Source organism: Rhizobium sp. NZLR1b (genome assembly GCF_019685155.1).
In the GTDB taxonomy this organism is placed as follows: Bacteria; Pseudomonadota; Alphaproteobacteria; order Rhizobiales; family Rhizobiaceae; genus Rhizobium.
In genome coordinates, this window is the sequence record NZ_JABDWC010000003.1 from 364,187 (window position 1) to 379,592 (window position 15,406).

Consider the following 15,406-nt stretch of genomic DNA (forward strand, 5'->3'; position numbering starts at 1 on the left):
ATGTCATAAAACACTAATTCTTCCGGGTGATTTGGGGCGATGCATGGAATTCTATTTTCCGACCGAACTCGGCGAGCAGCTAGCGTTCTGCTCAGCCGCTTTCACGGCGCTCGCCGGCTTCATCATGATGTTTGCGCCAGGCCCTACTTTCCGTCTTCTCGGCCTGCAGGCGCAGGACGGGCGGCCGGAAGGATATGGCGAGGGACGCTCGATGGGCGGTTTTTATCTCGGCTTCGGCCTGTCGGCGATCATGCTCGCCCAAAACTGGATCTACATGGCGCTCGGCGCCTCCTTTGCGATGGCGGCCTTTGCCCGGATCATATCGATCCTGTCCGATAAGGGGAGTAATCTCGTCAACTATTTACTCCTGGTTGTGCAAATTGCTTTGGCGGCGCTGCCACTGCTCTATGTTTTCGGCTTCACCCAGACGTGAATCTATCGGCCGGCCGGCGGCTTCCCCGGCCGGCTTTCAGGCCATTGCGCAATTTTGCCAACAGAAATTCATGTGAAAGGCGTATTCGGGCGTTACGCGTGTTGCGAGTCCGAACATCCTATGTTAGACGGACCCCGAATTTCGGAAGAAGCAAGAGGCTTCTCTTGTGATTTCTGGGGGAAATCAAAACGAATTCAAGATCATAGGTTCGGCGCCCGCCGAGAGCCGGATTTTGGGTTGAAATCAGGGAAATTTGTGCCAGTGGCAGACACGTCCCAGCTTACATCTGGTGTTGCCGAGCGCTATGCGTCGTCGCTTTTCGATCTGGCGCTCGAGCAGGGCGCTGTCGACAGCGTCACCGCCGATCTTGACCGTTTCCAGGCGATGCTGGATGAGAGCGCCGACCTAAAGCGTTTCGTCGCAAGCCCGGTTTTCTCTGCCGAGGACCAGCTGAAGGCGATCACCGCCATCAGCGAGAAGGCCGGAATCGGCGGCTTCTTCGCCAATTTCCTGAAGGTCGTGGCGCGCAACCGCCGCCTGTTTGCCCTGCCGGGCATGATCAAGGCCTTCCGTATCATCGCCGCGAACCATCGCGGTGAAATCTCCGCCGAGGTCACCTCGGCACACGCGCTTTCGCAAGCGCAGGAAACCGAATTGAAGGTGGCACTCAAGAGCGTTACCGGCAAAGACGTGACGATTGCCGTCACGGTTGATCCGTCAATTCTTGGTGGTCTGATCGTCAAGGTCGGGTCCCGCCAGATTGATACGTCTCTTCGTACCAAACTCTCCACTCTTAAGCTCGCATTGAAAGAGGTTGGCTGATGGATATCCGCGCCGCGGAAATTTCCGCAATTCTCAAAGACCAGATCAAAAATTTCGGCAAAGAGGCAGAAGTCTCGGAAGTCGGCCAGGTTCTCTCCGTCGGTGACGGTATCGCCCGCGTCTACGGTCTGGACAATGTCCAGGCCGGTGAAATGGTCGAGTTCCCCGGCGGCATCCGCGGCATGGCGCTGAACCTCGAATCCGACAATGTCGGCGTCGTCATCTTCGGCTCCGACCGTGACATCAAAGAAGGCGACACCGTCAAGCGGACTGGCGCCATCGTCGACGTTCCCGTCGGTCCGGAACTGCTCGGCCGCGTCGTCGACGCGCTTGGCAACCCGATCGACGGCAAAGGCCCGATCAATGCGACGCGCCGTTCGCGTGTCGACATCAAGGCACCCGGCATCATTCCGCGCAAGTCGGTTCATGAGCCGATGTCGACCGGCCTCAAGGCTATCGACGCGCTGATCCCGGTCGGCCGCGGCCAGCGCGAGCTGGTTATCGGCGACCGTCAGACCGGCAAGACCGCGATCCTTCTCGACGCCTTCCTCAACCAGAAGGCCATTCACGACAACGGTCCGGAAGGCGAAAAGCTTTACTGCGTCTACGTCGCCATCGGCCAGAAGCGCTCGACCGTCGCTCAGTTCGTCAAGGTGCTCGAAGAGCGCGGCGCGCTGAAGTATTCGATCATCGTCGCGGCGACTGCTTCCGATCCGGCTCCGATGCAGTATCTGGCTCCGTTTGCCGGCTGCGCCATGGGCGAATATTTCCGCGACAACGGCATGCATGCGCTGATCGGTTACGACGACCTGTCCAAGCAGGCCGTTTCCTACCGCCAGATGTCGCTGCTGCTGCGCCGCCCGCCGGGCCGCGAAGCCTATCCGGGCGACGTTTTCTACCTGCACTCACGCCTGCTCGAGCGCGCTGCGAAGATGAACGACGACCAGGGCGCCGGTTCGCTGACCGCTCTTCCGGTCATCGAAACGCAGGGCAACGACGTGTCGGCCTTCATTCCGACCAACGTGATCTCGATCACCGACGGCCAGATCTTCCTTGAAACCGACCTGTTCTACCAGGGTATCCGCCCGGCGGTGAACGTCGGTCTGTCGGTTTCCCGCGTTGGTTCCGCCGCACAGATCAAGGCGATGAAGCAGGTTGCGGGTTCGATCAAGGGTGAACTCGCCCAGTATCGCGAAATGGCCGCCTTTGCCCAGTTCGGTTCGGACCTCGACGCTGCGACGCAGCGCCTGTTGAACCGCGGTGCGCGCCTGACCGAACTCCTGAAGCAGCCGCAGTTCTCGCCGCTGAAGACGGAAGAACAGGTCGCGGTGATTTTTGCCGGCGTCAACGGCTTTCTCGACAAGCTGCCAGTCGCTTCGGTCGGCAAATTCGAGCAGGGCTTCCTCTCTTATCTGCGTTCGGAAGGCTCCGCCATCCTCGACGCGATCCGCACTGAAAAGGCAATCAGCGACGATACCAGGGGCAAGCTCACCGCTGCTCTCGATAGCTTCGCAAAGTCTTTCGCGTAATCAGGCCCTAAGTTAGGACGGATCACGGATGCCTTCACTTAAGGATCTGAAAAACCGGATCGCCTCCGTCAAGGCGACGCAGAAGATCACCAAGGCGATGAAAATGGTCGCCGCGGCGAAGCTTCGGCGTGCGCAGGAGGCGGCCGAGGCCGCCCGGCCCTATTCGCAGCGCATGGGTGCGGTTCTGGCGAACATCGCCAAGGCCGTCACCGATGCGGACGGCGCACCGACGCTGATGACCGGCACCGGCAAGGACCAGGTTCATCTGCTGGTGGTCTGCACGGCCGAACGCGGTCTGTGCGGCGGCTTCAATTCGCAGATCGCGCGCTTTGCCCGCGATCATGTGCGCAGGCTGCTTGCCGAGGGCAAGACGGTCAAGATCTTCACCGTCGGCAAGAAGGGTTACGACATCCTTCGCCGCGAATATGCTTCGTTGATCATCGAGCGCAAGGAATTGCGCGACGTCAAGCGCATTGGGTTCGAGAATGCGGATCAGCTCGGCAAGCGCATCATCGAGATGTACGAAGCTGGCGAATTCGACGTTTGCACGCTGTTCTATTCCGAGTTCAAGTCGGTGATCAGTCAGATCCCGACGGCGCAGCAGCTCATTCCGGCTTCGACGGGTGCGGCGCAGAACGAAGATGCCGAGCATGCCGGCGCCGTCTACGAATATGAGCCGGATCCGGCATCGATCCTCGAAGATCTGATCCCGCGCAACATCTCCGTTCAGATCTTCCGCGCGCTCCTTGAGAATGTCGCAGGCGAGATGGGTGCGAAGATGAGCGCTATGGACAATGCGACGCGTAATGCCGGTGAGATGATCAACAAACTGACGCTGAGCTACAACCGCCAGCGTCAGGCGCAGATCACCAAGGAACTCATTGAAATCATTTCGGGCGCGGAAGCGCTCTGAGGCTAGGAAAAGAGGGTCAGAAAATGGCTGAGGCAGCTACCCCCAAGATCGGCTCTGTCGGCAGAGTCACACAGGTTATCGGCGCCGTCGTCGACGTTGCTTTCGAAGGCGAACTGCCGAAGATCCTGAACGCGCTGGAAACCAGCAACAACGGCGTCCGTCTGGTTCTCGAAGTTGCACAGCACCTTGGCGAAAACGAAGTCCGTACCATCGCGATGGACTCAAGCGAAGGTCTCGTCCGCGGCCAGGTAGTCAGCGATACTGGTGCTCCGATCATGGTTCCGGTCGGCAACGAGACGCTCGGTCGTATCATGAACGTCATCGGTGAACCGGTCGACGAGGCTGGTCCGCTGGTCACCGCGCACAAGCGCGCCATCCACCAGGATGCACCGTCCTATGTCGAGCAGTCGACGGAAGCGCAGATCCTCGTCACCGGCATCAAGGTCGTCGACCTTCTCGCCCCCTATGCACGCGGCGGCAAGATCGGCCTCTTCGGCGGCGCCGGCGTCGGCAAGACCGTGTTGATCATGGAACTGATCAACAACGTCGCCAAGGCGCATGGTGGTTATTCAGTTTTTGCGGGCGTCGGTGAACGCACCCGCGAAGGCAACGACCTTTACCATGAAATGATCGAATCGAACGTCAACAAGCATGGCGGCGGCGAAGGCTCGAAGGCCGCGCTGGTTTACGGCCAGATGAACGAACCGCCGGGCGCTCGCGCCCGCGTCGCTCTGACCGGCCTGACGGTCGCCGAGCACTTCCGCGACCAGGGCCAGGACGTTCTGTTTTTCGTCGACAACATCTTCCGCTTCACCCAGGCAGGTTCCGAAGTGTCGGCTCTGCTCGGCCGCATCCCGTCGGCCGTCGGTTATCAGCCGACGCTTGCCACCGACATGGGCCAGATGCAGGAGCGCATCACTACGACGACAACCGGCTCGATCACTTCGGTCCAGGCCATCTACGTTCCGGCCGACGACTTGACCGACCCGGCGCCGGCAACCTCGTTCGCGCACCTTGACGCAACGACGGTTCTGTCGCGCTCGATCGCCGAAAAGGGCATCTACCCGGCCGTCGATCCGCTCGACTCGACCTCGCGCATGCTCGATCCGCTGGTCGTCGGCGAAGAGCATTACGACGTCGCCCGTAAGGTTCAGTCGACGCTGCAGCGTTACAAGGCGCTGCAGGACATCATCGCCATCCTTGGCATGGATGAACTGTCCGAAGAGGACAAGATCGCTGTTGCTCGCGCCCGCAAGATCGAGCGTTTCCTGTCGCAGCCGTTCTTCGTCGCCGAAGTCTTCACCGGCTCGCCGGGCAAGCTGGTTGCTCTTGAAGACACGATCAAGGGCTTCAAGGGCCTGGTCAACGGTGAATACGATCACCTGCCGGAAGCTGCCTTCTACATGGTCGGCTCGATGGAAGAAGCGATCGAAAAGGCCAAGAAGCTCGCAGCTGTTTGATGAGCGACGCGCTAGACGAGATATTCTGCTGCGACTCCCTGAAAGGGGTCGTGGCGGATCTTCCGGAGCCGGCAGCGCCGACCGTCTATCGCGCCGATAATGGTGTGCTGATGATGGTGGTGGGCCTTGTCCAGAGCGAAGAAGGCCTCGGTTATCTCGACCAAGCGATAATGCACTGCCCGTTTTGCGGGACCCAATTGCAAGATGCGAAAGCCATAGCCGAGAAGGTAAGTCACTGATGGCTGACAATTTCAACTTTGAGCTCGTTTCGCCGGAGCGTCTGCTGCTGTCGGAGATGGTGACTGAGGTCGTCATTCCCGCAACCGAGGGCGAGATGACTGTCATGGCGCACCACGCGCCGACAATGACGACGGTCAAGCCTGGTGTAGTAAGCGTCCGTTCGGCTTCCGGCAAGAAGCAGGATTACGTCGTATTCGGCGGTTTTGCCGATATCCTGCCGACCGGCTGCACATTGCTTGCCGAATCCGCTGTTCCGGTCGAGGAACTTCACAAGGACGAGTTGACCCGTCGCATCGAGGCCGCCCGCGCGGAACTCGAGAATACCGAGCTGCATGAGCACAAGTCGAAGCTCGAGCATTTCATCATGGAGCTGACGCATCTGAGCGGCGTCGTCCAGCAGGATTGATCGCAATCGACTGCAACGATCAAAGGCGGCTACAACAGCCGCCTTTTTTGTTGGTTCATACCTCGGAATGGTCAGGCAATGTCCATCGGCGGCTTCAAAGGAAGACGTAGCCGTCTCAGTAGCCGGTGCCGCCACGCAGCTCGATGACGAGCGTCTTCAAGAGAATCTTCAAGTCGAGCAGCAGGCTGAAATGCCTGACATAGTAGATATCGCAGGCGATGCGGGCGCGCGCTTGCAATGGCCGTGCCGTCGGGCCGCGCCAGCCGCGTGTCTGCGCCAGGCCGGTGATGCCCGGGCGCATGATGTGGCGTTGGTGGTAGTCCGGCACCAGCTCCTCGTAGAGCCTACCGGCTGCGCGCATATTGACAGCATGGCAGCGCGGACCGACCAGCGACATCTCGCCCAACAGGACGTTGAAAAGCTGCGGCAGCTCGTCGATGTTGGTCCTGCGAAGCACCGCGCCGATAGCTGTCATCCGGCTGTCGCCCTTGACGGTCTGCTGAATGCCGCTCGGATCACAAGCGTCGGCGCGCATCGAGCGGAACTTGAACACCGTGATCTTCCGGCCGTGGAGCCCCCAGCGGATCTGGCGGAAAAATACCGGACCGCCATCGTCGAGTTTGATGAAGACAGCGATTGCCAGAAAAAACGGCGCCAGCACGATGAGGGCGCTGACCGAGGCGACGATATCGAACATCCGCTTCGTGCCCAGCCGCACGATCATCTTTCTTTCGACAAGGGAAAAGCTATCCGGCTGGCGAATGTTGGAGTTGGCGATAACCAGGGTCTTGGTTTTGTCCTGACGCTGAGACGGATCGAAGCGTGAATTCGTCTTCGAAGTAAAAGCATTCATAACGCAAGGTCCACAAGTTTAGATGCGATACTGAACTGAAGAGAGACAAATACATGCTCTCGTATCGTTTGTCATCGGTCTAAATAAGAAATTGCTAACCCGAATGAGACCAAAAATGGGAGTATTTCCTTTTAAAGATAATGCCAGTAGTTGAGCTTGCTGGAGAATTATACTTTAAAAGGAGTAGCCCGATTGGATTGGCGGGATGTCAGGCGATTGCCGGCATCGATCGCAGGCTTTTCCAGCATATGATAGCTGAGACTTGCGACCAGAAGGACGAGCGCGGCTGCCAATCCACAAGACTGCAGCCAGCCGGTGACGACAATTTCCGAGGAAACGCCGAATGAGCCCGGGTCGAGCCTTTGGATCGATATCAGGATGATTTCCTGCCAGATATAGATGCCGAATGAGATTTTCGCGATGTAGCGGACAGGCGCGTTGTCGAGCAGCCTGCCGAGGCGTTGCGAATGGCAGAGCGAAACGAGCGCCGTTGCGATCGCCAGCGGAAAGACCGGGAAGCCATAGGGGATTTCGAGCCAGCCGTAAGCTTCGGCGGAGCCGCCGGGCGATATGACGAGACGGTAACCGGAAACAGCGAGGGCCAGCAGCGCTGCGGCATCGAACCAGGCGGAGGGCCTTCTTGGGAGCATGACTTCGACGCCGGCGGCAAGCGCGCCCAATGCGAAGATGGCGAAGAAGCCGATCGGATTATATCGCGGCATCCACTCCTTTGCCCCGCCTTGGAAGCCGTATTGCCAGCCGCGTCCGATATCGTCGAGCGGAAAGACGGTGAGGATCAGCACATGGGCCAAGAGTACAGCTGTGATGACGCAGAGCCAGGCAAAGCGGGCAAGCAACGGACGCTGCCTCAGGATGGGCAAACGAAATAGCAGGAAAAAGCAGAGAGGCAGGAGCACATAGCTGGTGACCTCGAAAGGAATGGACCAGAGCGGCCCGTCGGCTTCGACGGGAAAGAATGTGCGCCAATGCCACTGGCTCATGAACAGTAGCCCGGAGACATAGCGGAAGGCGAGCTCCGCCGTCAGCGGCAGAGCAAGCAGCGTCAGGCTGAGGGTGAAGCTGACGGTTGCGGCCACCCAGAAGCCCGGAGCGATGCGTGCCGCCCTGCGGATTGTGTAATGGCGGAGGCTGGGCATGGTGCTGCCGTCGTCGATCGCGCGCCAGAAGGGATGGGCAAGAAGAAAGCCGCTAAGCACGAAGAAGATGGCAACGCCGAAATTGCCGAAGCGGAGGATGTTTGCGGTGGGTCCCAGTTCGTCGGGAATTCTGCGCATATCCAGCCGGAGCGCGAGATGGTGGGCGAACACCAGCAGACAGGCTGCCGCGCGCAGAAAGTCCGCTCCGGCCAGTCTCTCCTGTTGGCGCATCTTGTCCCTCGCCTTACAGCGCCGCGCGCCTTTCAGACGCGTGGCACTGTAACACTTTGAATAACTGCATAATTTTTTCTTATATCGATTCCGATTTAAGAAATTATGCAGTGCCCAAGGGCTTTTCCGCGGAAAACCGCGATGGGCAAGGCGGGAATGGCTCAGGCCAGCAGTTCGTTGGTATAATAGGCGGAGAAGTCCGGCTTCTCCTTGAGTACGGCGCCATTCGCGTCGACCAGGATGCCGTTCGCGACCAGGAAGCCGCCGATGGCATCGGCCTTGGCCGGGTCGAGGGTGCCGATTACGCCGGCCTCGGACTTCAGGAAGTGTCCGTCGATCAATGCCTTCTGCGAAGCTTTCACCAGTTCCGTGTTCATCAGCGCGCCGTTGCTTCCTGATATCAGCAGCTCGCAGGCTTCGTCGGGATGATCGACGGAATAGGCATAACCCTTTCGCGTTGCCTGAATGAAAGCGCGGGCATTTTCCTGATTTGCCGAGAGATAGGCGTCGCTGGAGACGATGACCGTCGTCTGTTCGTCGGGAACGCCATAGTCGGCATAGTGGAAGCGGCCGATCTTGCGTTTTTCCAGCTCGGCGGCGATGCCTTCCCAGGTGTAGATCTCCAGTGTGAAATCGATCGAGCCATTGTCCAGCGCCTCGTAGGCGGAAGTGCCGAGCGTGACGGTCTTGACCTCGCCTTTGCCGCCATCGTTGCGGATCATCGCGGAGATCAAAGCGCTCTCCCAGGTTCCGCCGAAGCCGCCATAGGTCTTGCCGTCGAGATCTCTAGGGCTTTTGATGTCGTCGCGTCCGCCCTTGTAGATAAGGCGCGCTGTTTCGGTCTGGACGACGCCGTAGACCATCTTCACGTCGCCGCCGGCGGCGCGCTGCATGAGGGCCTCGATCTCGCTGCTGATGCCGAAATCGGCGACGCCGTTCGACACCAGCGTTCCGGCGCTGGTGTCGGCATAGGGAAGGATCTCGACGTCGAGGCCGGCGGCGGTATAGAAGCCCCTCGCCTTGGCGACATAGATGCCGATATGGTTGGTGTTGGGTGTCCAATCGAGCGCCATGCGCACCTTTGCGGGCGCTGACTGGCCGAAGGCCGGGCGGCCGGCAAGGCTTGCGGCGATGGCGGCTAAGATCGTCTGGCGACGGGTGAGAAGCAGCATGGTGACCTCCTCAGGTCTCTAGAGCATGATGCCGAAAAGTGTGAGCGGTTTTCTCACGACATCATGCTCTAACTCTATAATGTAGAACAGGATTCAGATTTTAAGCCGACCGGCCTAAAATCATCCTGTTCGAGCGGATGAAGCAGTGTTTGCAGGATTTCGGTTTCGATCGCCTGGGCCGCCGGCGAGCCGAGATCGGCAAGGCTTCTCGGACGGGGCAGGGGAACGTGGAATTCGCGGATGATACGCGCCGGGCGGGCCGAAAGCACGTAGATCCGGTCGGAGAGGAACACGGCCTCGCGGACGTCGTGGGTGATCAGCAGCGCCGTCCAGCGGTGTTCGGTCCACATGCTCTGCAGCCATTCCTGGATCTGTGTGCGCGTCAGCGCGTCGAGCGCGCCGAACGGCTCGTCGAGCAGCAGCATGTCCTGGGTCTGGACGACAGTGCGCAGCAGGGCGGCGCGCTGGCGCATGCCGCCTGATAGTTCGGATGGATAATGGTGTTCAAAACCGGCAAGGCCGAAGCGCTCAAACAGTGGCGCCACAGTGGCGCGGGCAGCGCGGCGGCTCATGCCACGCACTTCGAGGCCAAGTGCCGCATTGTCGATGATCCGGCGCCAGGGCATCAGCGCATCGCGCTGCGGCATGAAGGCGAATGAATGCGGCGCCCGTTCCAGCGGCGCGTCCTTGAAAAGCACGGTGCCGGAATCGGGGCGAAGCGCCTGTGTCAGCAATCGGAGCACCGTCGACTTTCCTGAGCCGGACGGGCCGACGATCGAAACGAACTCGCCGTTTGCCACAGTGAGCGAAATATCGCCCAGCACCTTCATGCCGTCGAAGGACTTCGAGATGTTGCGCAGTTCGACCATCGTATCGCTCATCGCCGCGACTCCTGGGATCGTTGCCAGGGCATGACGAGGCGCTGGATCAATAGCGTCAGCCCGAAGAGGCAGAGTGTGAGCGCGGCGCTGATAACGACGGCGGCAAGCACGAGATCGGGGCGGAAATTGTTCTTGGCGTTGAGGATATAGATGCCGAGGCCGCGGGCGGCGCCGGCATATTCGGCAAAGATCGCGCCGACGACGGCATAGGTGATCGAGATCCTGAGGCCGGCGAAGAAATAGGGCAGCGCGGAGGGAAGCCGCGCCAGGCGGAAAATCCGCCAGCGGCTCGCCTTCATCGAGTTCAGCAATTCGGCGATGTCGCGGTCGGTCGATTGATAGCCCTGCAGCAGGGCGACCAACAGCGGAAAGAAGGTGACGAGCGCCACCAGCAGGATCTTCGGCAACAGGCCGAAACCGAACCAGAGGACGACAAGGGGCGCGATCGCCACCAGCGGCAGCGTCTGGCTGGCGATGAAAATCGGTAGCAATGCCCGGCGCATGAAAGACACGAAATCCATCAGGATCGAAGCGGCGAAGGCGAAGGCAAGCGACAGCGCGAAACCGCCGAGTGTCGCACCCAGCGTCGGCCAGGTGTTTGATATCAGCGCCTCACGGTTCAGCCAGCCCTGGATGACAATGCGCGAAGGCGCCGGCAGGATGGAAGGTTTGATGCCGGAAAGATCGACATAGAGTTCCCATGCCGCCAAAAACGCGCAGCCCGCGAGAAAGGCCGGTATGCCCCGGTAGAGAGCGGCGCGGAGCGCGGCAAGGCGCGAATCCGATGGTTGTGGCGATGTCATCAGCGTTCGATTTCAGGCTTTCGTCGGGCACTGCATAATTCCTTAAATCGGAATCGATTTAAGGGAAAATTATGCAGCAATTTAAAGTGTTACGGCGTCCCTTGCGCGTCTGCTAAGACGCGCGGCGCTGTATTGGCGGAGACCGTGATGTCGAGCGTCACGTGTCCCACCGGGTCGCCGAAGCGATAGAAGGCCTCATGAATGGTCGCGAAGACGGCGCCGGCATCTCCCCCCAGCCGGGTACAGAAATTCTTGGCGTGGTCGAAGGTGCCGGAGCGCTTCAAGAAATCGATGCAGCCATAGATCTCGTCCATATGGCTGCCGGTTCCCATGACGTAGAGCGAGAATTGCGCGGCTGCCGGCTGTCCGGTCTCCGTGATGGTTTCAACGGCGGCAAGGGCTGATGTAATCCGGTCGGCAAGCGGCTCCGCCCGGCCGGCAGAGGGCTTGACGCCGCAGATGGCGTCGTCGGGCTCACCTGGGCAGCCGCGTGAGACCGCGGCGGACAGCACGCAATGCTCGCCGGTTTTGGCGGCGACGACGAAAAGATCGCGCATGGCCGCGAAGAGGACATCAGGCGGGCCGACCAGCAGGGTGGAGATATCATCGGTCTCGATGCGAAGCCGGTCGCGATAGGGGTCGAACGCCTTGACGGCATCGAGAATGATGCCGACGAAATTGCCGGACATCGGATAGAGTGACACTTGTGCGCCTGAGAACATCTGAACCTCGCTCCGCTGGCATTACCCAGATCAGCTTTGAAGGGTCCAGAGGCTTGCGCCTCGCATCTCAGCCCCGGCGATACGGAGCTCCCCTGTTATTTCGGCGGAAACTATCATCGCGGTTTTCTTCCCGCAACCGCAAAATTGCAGACCCGTCCGCGTGGTCGGAATGAACCTGATATGACGGACAACACCCGGACCGAGGTCCTGCCCGGGTGTTCCCAGAGGTTCCGTACCTGCTGGGAACGGAACCGGAGCTTTCTGTCTCAGGCGGCGATATCGGCATAGGGACGATCGATACGGGCGGTGGCGAGCGCCCGTGTCCACCATTCCAGCCTTGCCATCATTCGGCCGAGCAAGCGCAGCGCGTCGTCGGGAGTGTCGAGCCTGCCTTCCGCGTCGAAGCGGTTCCATGGCGCAGCGAAGCTGACCGAATCGCGGATCGTGACGGCGTGGAGTTCGGCAAAGACGAGGCGCAGCTGCTCTACCGCGCGCAGGCCGCCGGAAATACCGCCATAGGAAACGAAGGCGACCGGCTTGCCCTGCCAAGGCTCGAAGAAGAAATCGATGACGAATTTCAGCGAGGCGGTGAAGCTGTGATTGTATTCCGGCGTGACGATGATGAACGCGTCCGCCATGCCGAGCCGCTCGGCGAGCCTGGCGATTTCGGGATGTGCCAATTCGCGGGTGGTCGGCAGCGCAAAATCCAGCGGGTCGATGATGTCGATATCGAATTGCGGGAAGCGGATGAGCTCCTCCGTCAGCCACTTGACCACCCGGTCGCAGATGCGGCCTTCCCTCGTGCTCCCGTAGATGACCGCCAGCCTGGTGGGTGTTTTCATGTGTCGCTCCTTGTTGCGATTGGACTTTACGATTGCAGGAGCAACAGGTATAAAACCTCAACTAATATTGAGGTCAATAGGCGATGGATACGATTCCTGCGACGCCGCTCGGCAGGCTCCTGACAGTCGGTGAAGTGGCGGAGCGCAGCGGCCTCGCCGTCTCGGCGCTGCATTTTTACGAGACCAAAGGGTTGATCTCGAGCATCCGCTCCCGCGGCAACCAGCGGCGCTATGGGCGCGATGTGCTTCGCCGTCTCGGCATCATCAAGGTGGCGCAGCGTGTCGGCATTCCGCTTTCGGAAATCCAGTCAGCGTTCGAGTCCCTGCCGCAGGGACGAACGCCGACCGTTGCCGACTGGCAGACGCTGTCGGCGCGCTGGAAGGATGATCTCGACGCGCGAATCAGGCGGCTCAGCCTGTTGCGCGACCGATTGACCGGCTGCATCGGTTGCGGCTGCCTGTCGATCGAAAGCTGTCCGCTGCGTAATCCCTGCGACCGGCTTGGCAAGGAAGGGCCGGGTGCGCGGCTTCTGGAGGCCGAAAACTAGTCCTGGTTTTCCCCGGAAAGATCAGTGCGCGCCTTTCTTTCGGTCGGTGCGCGCTCATATGTTAAGGGCGAGTGACGCAACCGGCGGCACTGTCCGCGAGGAGGACGGCTTCGTGTTTCATCCCAGATTGTTCGAAAATCGCAATGTCGTCGTGACCGGCGCCGGCCGCGGCATCGGCCTTGAAGTCGCCCGGCAGTTTCTGGACTGCGGCGCGAAGGTGATTGTCCATACCGGGCGCAAGCCGGGACGGGATCTGCCGGATTTCCTGCTGACTGCTGAATCGGAAAGACGGGCGCTGCTGCTGCACGCCGATTTCTCCGCCATCGGTGGGGCGGCGCAATTTGCCGACGATGTCCTCGCTTTCTTCGACAGGGTGCATGTGCTCGTCAACAATGCCGGCACCATGCTTGGCCGGTTTCCCGCTGCCACGCTGACCGACGCAGAATATGAGGCAGTCATACGGCTCAACCAGACTTCGGTGGTGGCGCTGACGCGGGCATTGCTGCCGGCATTGAAGGCGGCCGAGGGCGCTGCCGTCATCAACACTGTTTCGATTTCGGCGCTGACCGGCGGAAGCCCCGGCTCTTCGATATATTCGGCCTCGAAGGCCTTTGTTGCGACCTATTCCAAGGCGCTCGCCCGCGAGCTTGCCCCGGATGGCATCCGCGTCAACTGCGTCTCGCCGGGAACGATCGAGACGGATTTCCACGAGCGCTATTCCTCCAAAGAAAAGCTGGAGCAGACCCGGAAATCCATCCCCCTGCAGCGACTCGGCACGGCGGAGGATTGCGCTCCCGCCTATCTGTTCCTGGCAGCTCCCTCACTCTCGGGATACATCACCGGCCAGGTGATCGAGATCAATGGCGGACAGCTTATCTGCTGATTTACTTGGACCTTTTTTGGCATTTCATCACTATTGACCAATTCGCTTGTGCGAATATGCTATTGTACTGATCTACCTCGCCGCCTCCTTCCGAGATATCGAATGCCGTTGCCTAAACCGGAGCCGGGTATGACCGGCCAGGAGTTGCATAAACTCGCTGGAAAAGCCCATGAAGCGAGCGACCTGCTGAAAGCTTTGGCGCATCACACCCGACTTCTGATCCTCTGCATACTGGCGAAAGAGGAGCGAACGGTCGGTGAAATCGAAAATATTCTCGGCATACAGCAGGCGATGGTCTCGCAGCAACTTGCGCGTTTGAGGCTCGAAGGCCTGGTCAATACGCGCCGTCAGGGCAGGCAGGTTTATTACAGCATCGGCAATGTCAACGTGCTGGGTTTTCTCGAATCGCTGTTCGATCTTTTTCCGGCTGCGGAAAACTGTTAAAGCGCGTCGCATAAAACTTGATTCATGCGACGCGCTTTAATTCTTTGTTTTATGCATGTCGTCGTCCCAAAACCGCTGCACACTTTTGGCGGCATGCATTAGTACCCGCCCTTGCGAAGCACGGCTGCTATGTCGAAGATGAGGCCGGACGCGAAATGTCGCGGGAGACCGGATGATCGACAAGCTGGAATTTTTTATCGCCCTTGCCAATGAAAAGCACTTCGGCCGTGCCGCCGAGGAGTGCGGGATCTCGCAGCCGACGCTCTCGGCGGCTATCCGGCAGCTCGAGGATCAATTGGGCGTCATGCTGGTGCAGCGCGGCTCGCGGTTCCAGGGGCTGACGCCGGAAGGGCAGCGCGTGCTGGAATGGGCCCGGCGCATCGTCGGCGATGCCCGCACCATGCGCGAAGAGATGCGCGCCGCGCGCCGCGGCCTTTCCGGCCACATTCGCCTCGCCGCCATTCCGACCGCGCTTGCCATGCTTTCGCGTATCACCACGCCTTTTCAGGAACGGCACCCCGGCGTGACCTTCTCGATCGTCTCGCGCAATTCGCTGCAGGTGCTGAGCATGCTCGAGAATCTCGAAATTGATGCCGGCATCACCTATCTCGAAAACGAACCGCTCGGCCGTGTTACGACGGTTCCGCTTTATGCCGAGCGCTATAATCTGATCACGGCTGCAGGCAGCCCTTTGTCTGATCGCGACAACGTGACCTGGCGCGAGGTTGGTGATCTTCGGCTTTGTCTATTGACGGCCGACATGCAGAACCGTCGCATCATCAACCGGCACCTGACGGAAGCCGGCGCCACGGTACATCCGACGCTCGAATCCAACTCGATGATCGTGCTGTTCTCGCATGTCAGGACCGGGCGCTGGGCGAGCATCATGCCGCGCAACGTCGCGAAATCCTTTGGATTTCCAGTGGAAATTCGGATGATCCCGATCGTCGAGCCGGAGGCGCATCATCTGGTCGGGCTTGTCGCGCCGTATCGCGAGCCGTTTACGCCGCTCGTGTCGGCCTTGCTGCACGAAGCGCGGGTGCTCGTGCAGGATGAAGAACTCTGAT

18 protein-coding genes and 1 riboswitch are annotated in these 15,406 nt (G+C 60.0%); of the genes, 11 read left to right on the forward strand and 7 right to left on the reverse strand.

The window, feature by feature from the left end; genetic code table 11:
- Window positions 1-43 precede the first annotated feature (43 nt).
- From HJB84_RS06220 to HJB84_RS06250, 7 genes are all read left to right on the forward strand, one after another.
- On the forward strand, window positions 44-433 hold the full coding sequence (locus tag HJB84_RS06220) for a DUF4345 family protein (RefSeq protein ID WP_207582072.1): 390 nt from the start codon (window positions 44-46) through the stop codon (window positions 431-433).
- Window positions 434-688: 255 nt separating this feature from the next.
- Window positions 689-1,255, forward strand: a complete 567-nt coding sequence (locus HJB84_RS06225; protein ID WP_207584393.1) for a F0F1 ATP synthase subunit delta — start codon at window positions 689-691, stop codon at window positions 1,253-1,255.
- Window positions 1,255-2,784 (forward strand): F0F1 ATP synthase subunit alpha, encoded by a 1,530-nt coding sequence (gene atpA, locus HJB84_RS06230; RefSeq protein WP_207582071.1) that lies wholly within the window; start codon window positions 1,255-1,257, stop codon window positions 2,782-2,784. Before HJB84_RS06225 ends, atpA begins: the two co-directional genes overlap by 1 nt.
- Window positions 2,785-2,812: 28 nt before the next feature.
- Window positions 2,813-3,697 carry a F0F1 ATP synthase subunit gamma gene (locus HJB84_RS06235; RefSeq protein ID WP_207582070.1) on the forward strand — a complete coding sequence of 295 codons (885 nt, stop codon included), beginning with the start codon at window positions 2,813-2,815 and terminating at the stop codon, window positions 3,695-3,697.
- 23 nt (window positions 3,698-3,720) lie between these two features.
- Window positions 3,721-5,157, forward strand: a complete 1,437-nt coding sequence (atpD, locus tag HJB84_RS06240) for a F0F1 ATP synthase subunit beta (RefSeq protein WP_207582069.1) — start codon at window positions 3,721-3,723, stop codon at window positions 5,155-5,157.
- Window positions 5,157-5,396 carry a hypothetical protein gene (locus HJB84_RS06245; protein ID WP_207582068.1) on the forward strand — a complete coding sequence of 80 codons (240 nt, stop codon included), beginning with the start codon at window positions 5,157-5,159 and terminating at the stop codon, window positions 5,394-5,396. Before atpD ends, HJB84_RS06245 begins: the two co-directional genes overlap by 1 nt.
- Window positions 5,396-5,803 (forward strand): F0F1 ATP synthase subunit epsilon, encoded by a 408-nt coding sequence (locus HJB84_RS06250; protein WP_207582067.1) that lies wholly within the window; start codon window positions 5,396-5,398, stop codon window positions 5,801-5,803. Before HJB84_RS06245 ends, HJB84_RS06250 begins: the two co-directional genes overlap by 1 nt.
- A gap of 115 nt (window positions 5,804-5,918) precedes the next feature.
- On the opposite strand, the gene HJB84_RS06255 is transcribed toward HJB84_RS06250, so the two are convergent.
- From HJB84_RS06255 to HJB84_RS06285, 7 genes are all read right to left on the reverse strand, one after another.
- On the reverse strand, window positions 5,919-6,656 hold the full coding sequence (locus HJB84_RS06255) for a sugar transferase (RefSeq protein ID WP_207582066.1): 738 nt from the start codon (window positions 6,654-6,656) through the stop codon (window positions 5,919-5,921).
- Between the two features lie 167 nt (window positions 6,657-6,823).
- Window positions 6,824-8,044, reverse strand: a complete 1,221-nt coding sequence (locus tag HJB84_RS06260) for an acyltransferase (protein ID WP_221115507.1) — start codon at window positions 8,042-8,044, stop codon at window positions 6,824-6,826.
- Between the two features lie 161 nt (window positions 8,045-8,205).
- The gene (locus HJB84_RS06265; RefSeq protein ID WP_207582064.1) at window positions 8,206-9,216 is read right to left on the reverse strand and encodes an ABC transporter substrate-binding protein; all 1,011 of its coding nucleotides are present in this window, start codon (window positions 9,214-9,216) and stop codon (window positions 8,206-8,208) included.
- Between the two features lie 74 nt (window positions 9,217-9,290).
- Window positions 9,291-10,097: an ABC transporter ATP-binding protein gene (locus HJB84_RS06270; RefSeq protein ID WP_207582063.1), complete on the reverse strand. Its 807-nt coding sequence runs from the start codon at window positions 10,095-10,097 to the stop codon at window positions 9,291-9,293.
- The gene (locus HJB84_RS06275) at window positions 10,094-10,900 is read right to left on the reverse strand and encodes an ABC transporter permease (RefSeq protein ID WP_207582062.1); all 807 of its coding nucleotides are present in this window, start codon (window positions 10,898-10,900) and stop codon (window positions 10,094-10,096) included. Before HJB84_RS06275 ends, HJB84_RS06270 begins: the two co-directional genes overlap by 4 nt.
- 89 nt (window positions 10,901-10,989) lie before the next feature.
- Window positions 10,990-11,622: a Ykof family thiamine-binding protein gene (locus HJB84_RS06280; RefSeq protein ID WP_221115508.1), complete on the reverse strand. Its 633-nt coding sequence runs from the start codon at window positions 11,620-11,622 to the stop codon at window positions 10,990-10,992.
- A riboswitch (TPP riboswitch) is annotated at window positions 11,613-11,726 on the reverse strand. It overlaps the preceding gene by 10 nt.
- A 162-nt stretch (window positions 11,727-11,888) precedes the next feature.
- Complete coding sequence (locus HJB84_RS06285) at window positions 11,889-12,464, reverse strand: NADPH-dependent FMN reductase (RefSeq protein WP_207582060.1); 576 nt, start codon at window positions 12,462-12,464, stop codon at window positions 11,889-11,891.
- A gap of 83 nt (window positions 12,465-12,547) precedes the next feature.
- On the opposite strand from HJB84_RS06285, the gene soxR reads away from it, so the two are divergent.
- The 4 genes from soxR to HJB84_RS06305 all read left to right on the forward strand — a co-directional run bounded on the left by soxR (window position 12,548) and on the right by HJB84_RS06305 (window position 15,405).
- Complete coding sequence (gene soxR / locus HJB84_RS06290; RefSeq protein WP_207582059.1) at window positions 12,548-13,012, forward strand: redox-sensitive transcriptional activator SoxR; 465 nt, start codon at window positions 12,548-12,550, stop codon at window positions 13,010-13,012.
- 112 nt (window positions 13,013-13,124) lie between these two features.
- Entirely contained in the window at window positions 13,125-13,895 is a 771-nt protein-coding gene (locus HJB84_RS06295; RefSeq protein WP_207582058.1) for an SDR family NAD(P)-dependent oxidoreductase, read from the forward strand.
- Window positions 13,896-13,997: 102 nt separating this feature from the next.
- Window positions 13,998-14,339 carry a helix-turn-helix transcriptional regulator gene (locus tag HJB84_RS06300; protein ID WP_221115509.1) on the forward strand — a complete coding sequence of 114 codons (342 nt, stop codon included), beginning with the start codon at window positions 13,998-14,000 and terminating at the stop codon, window positions 14,337-14,339.
- Between the two features lie 172 nt (window positions 14,340-14,511).
- On the forward strand, window positions 14,512-15,405 hold the full coding sequence (locus HJB84_RS06305) for a LysR family transcriptional regulator (protein WP_007632598.1): 894 nt from the start codon (window positions 14,512-14,514) through the stop codon (window positions 15,403-15,405).
- The last annotated feature ends 1 nt before the right edge of the window (window position 15,406 follow it).

Coding starts and splice junctions, on each gene's coding strand:
- HJB84_RS06220 (WP_207582072.1), top strand. CDS start 44: ATGGAATTCTATTTTCCGACCGAACTCGGCGAGCAGCTAGCGTTCTGC.
- atpA (WP_207582071.1), top strand. CDS start 1,255: ATGGATATCCGCGCCGCGGAAATTTCCGCAATTCTCAAAGACCAGATC.
- HJB84_RS06235 (WP_207582070.1), top strand. CDS start 2,813: ATGCCTTCACTTAAGGATCTGAAAAACCGGATCGCCTCCGTCAAGGCG.
- atpD (WP_207582069.1), top strand. CDS start 3,721: ATGGCTGAGGCAGCTACCCCCAAGATCGGCTCTGTCGGCAGAGTCACA.
- HJB84_RS06245 (WP_207582068.1), top strand. CDS start 5,157: ATGAGCGACGCGCTAGACGAGATATTCTGCTGCGACTCCCTGAAAGGG.
- HJB84_RS06250 (WP_207582067.1), top strand. CDS start 5,396: ATGGCTGACAATTTCAACTTTGAGCTCGTTTCGCCGGAGCGTCTGCTG.
- HJB84_RS06255 (WP_207582066.1), bottom strand. CDS start 6,656: ATGAATGCTTTTACTTCGAAGACGAATTCACGCTTCGATCCGTCTCAG.
- HJB84_RS06260 (WP_221115507.1), bottom strand. CDS start 8,044: ATGCGCCAACAGGAGAGACTGGCCGGAGCGGACTTTCTGCGCGCGGCA.
- HJB84_RS06265 (WP_207582064.1), bottom strand. CDS start 9,216: ATGCTGCTTCTCACCCGTCGCCAGACGATCTTAGCCGCCATCGCCGCA.
- HJB84_RS06270 (WP_207582063.1), bottom strand. CDS start 10,097: ATGAGCGATACGATGGTCGAACTGCGCAACATCTCGAAGTCCTTCGAC.
- HJB84_RS06275 (WP_207582062.1), bottom strand. CDS start 10,900: ATGACATCGCCACAACCATCGGATTCGCGCCTTGCCGCGCTCCGCGCC.
- HJB84_RS06280 (WP_221115508.1), bottom strand. CDS start 11,622: ATGTTCTCAGGCGCACAAGTGTCACTCTATCCGATGTCCGGCAATTTC.
- HJB84_RS06285 (WP_207582060.1), bottom strand. CDS start 12,464: ATGAAAACACCCACCAGGCTGGCGGTCATCTACGGGAGCACGAGGGAA.
- soxR (WP_207582059.1), top strand. CDS start 12,548: ATGGATACGATTCCTGCGACGCCGCTCGGCAGGCTCCTGACAGTCGGT.
- HJB84_RS06300 (WP_221115509.1), top strand. CDS start 13,998: ATGCCGTTGCCTAAACCGGAGCCGGGTATGACCGGCCAGGAGTTGCAT.
- HJB84_RS06305 (WP_007632598.1), top strand. CDS start 14,512: ATGATCGACAAGCTGGAATTTTTTATCGCCCTTGCCAATGAAAAGCAC.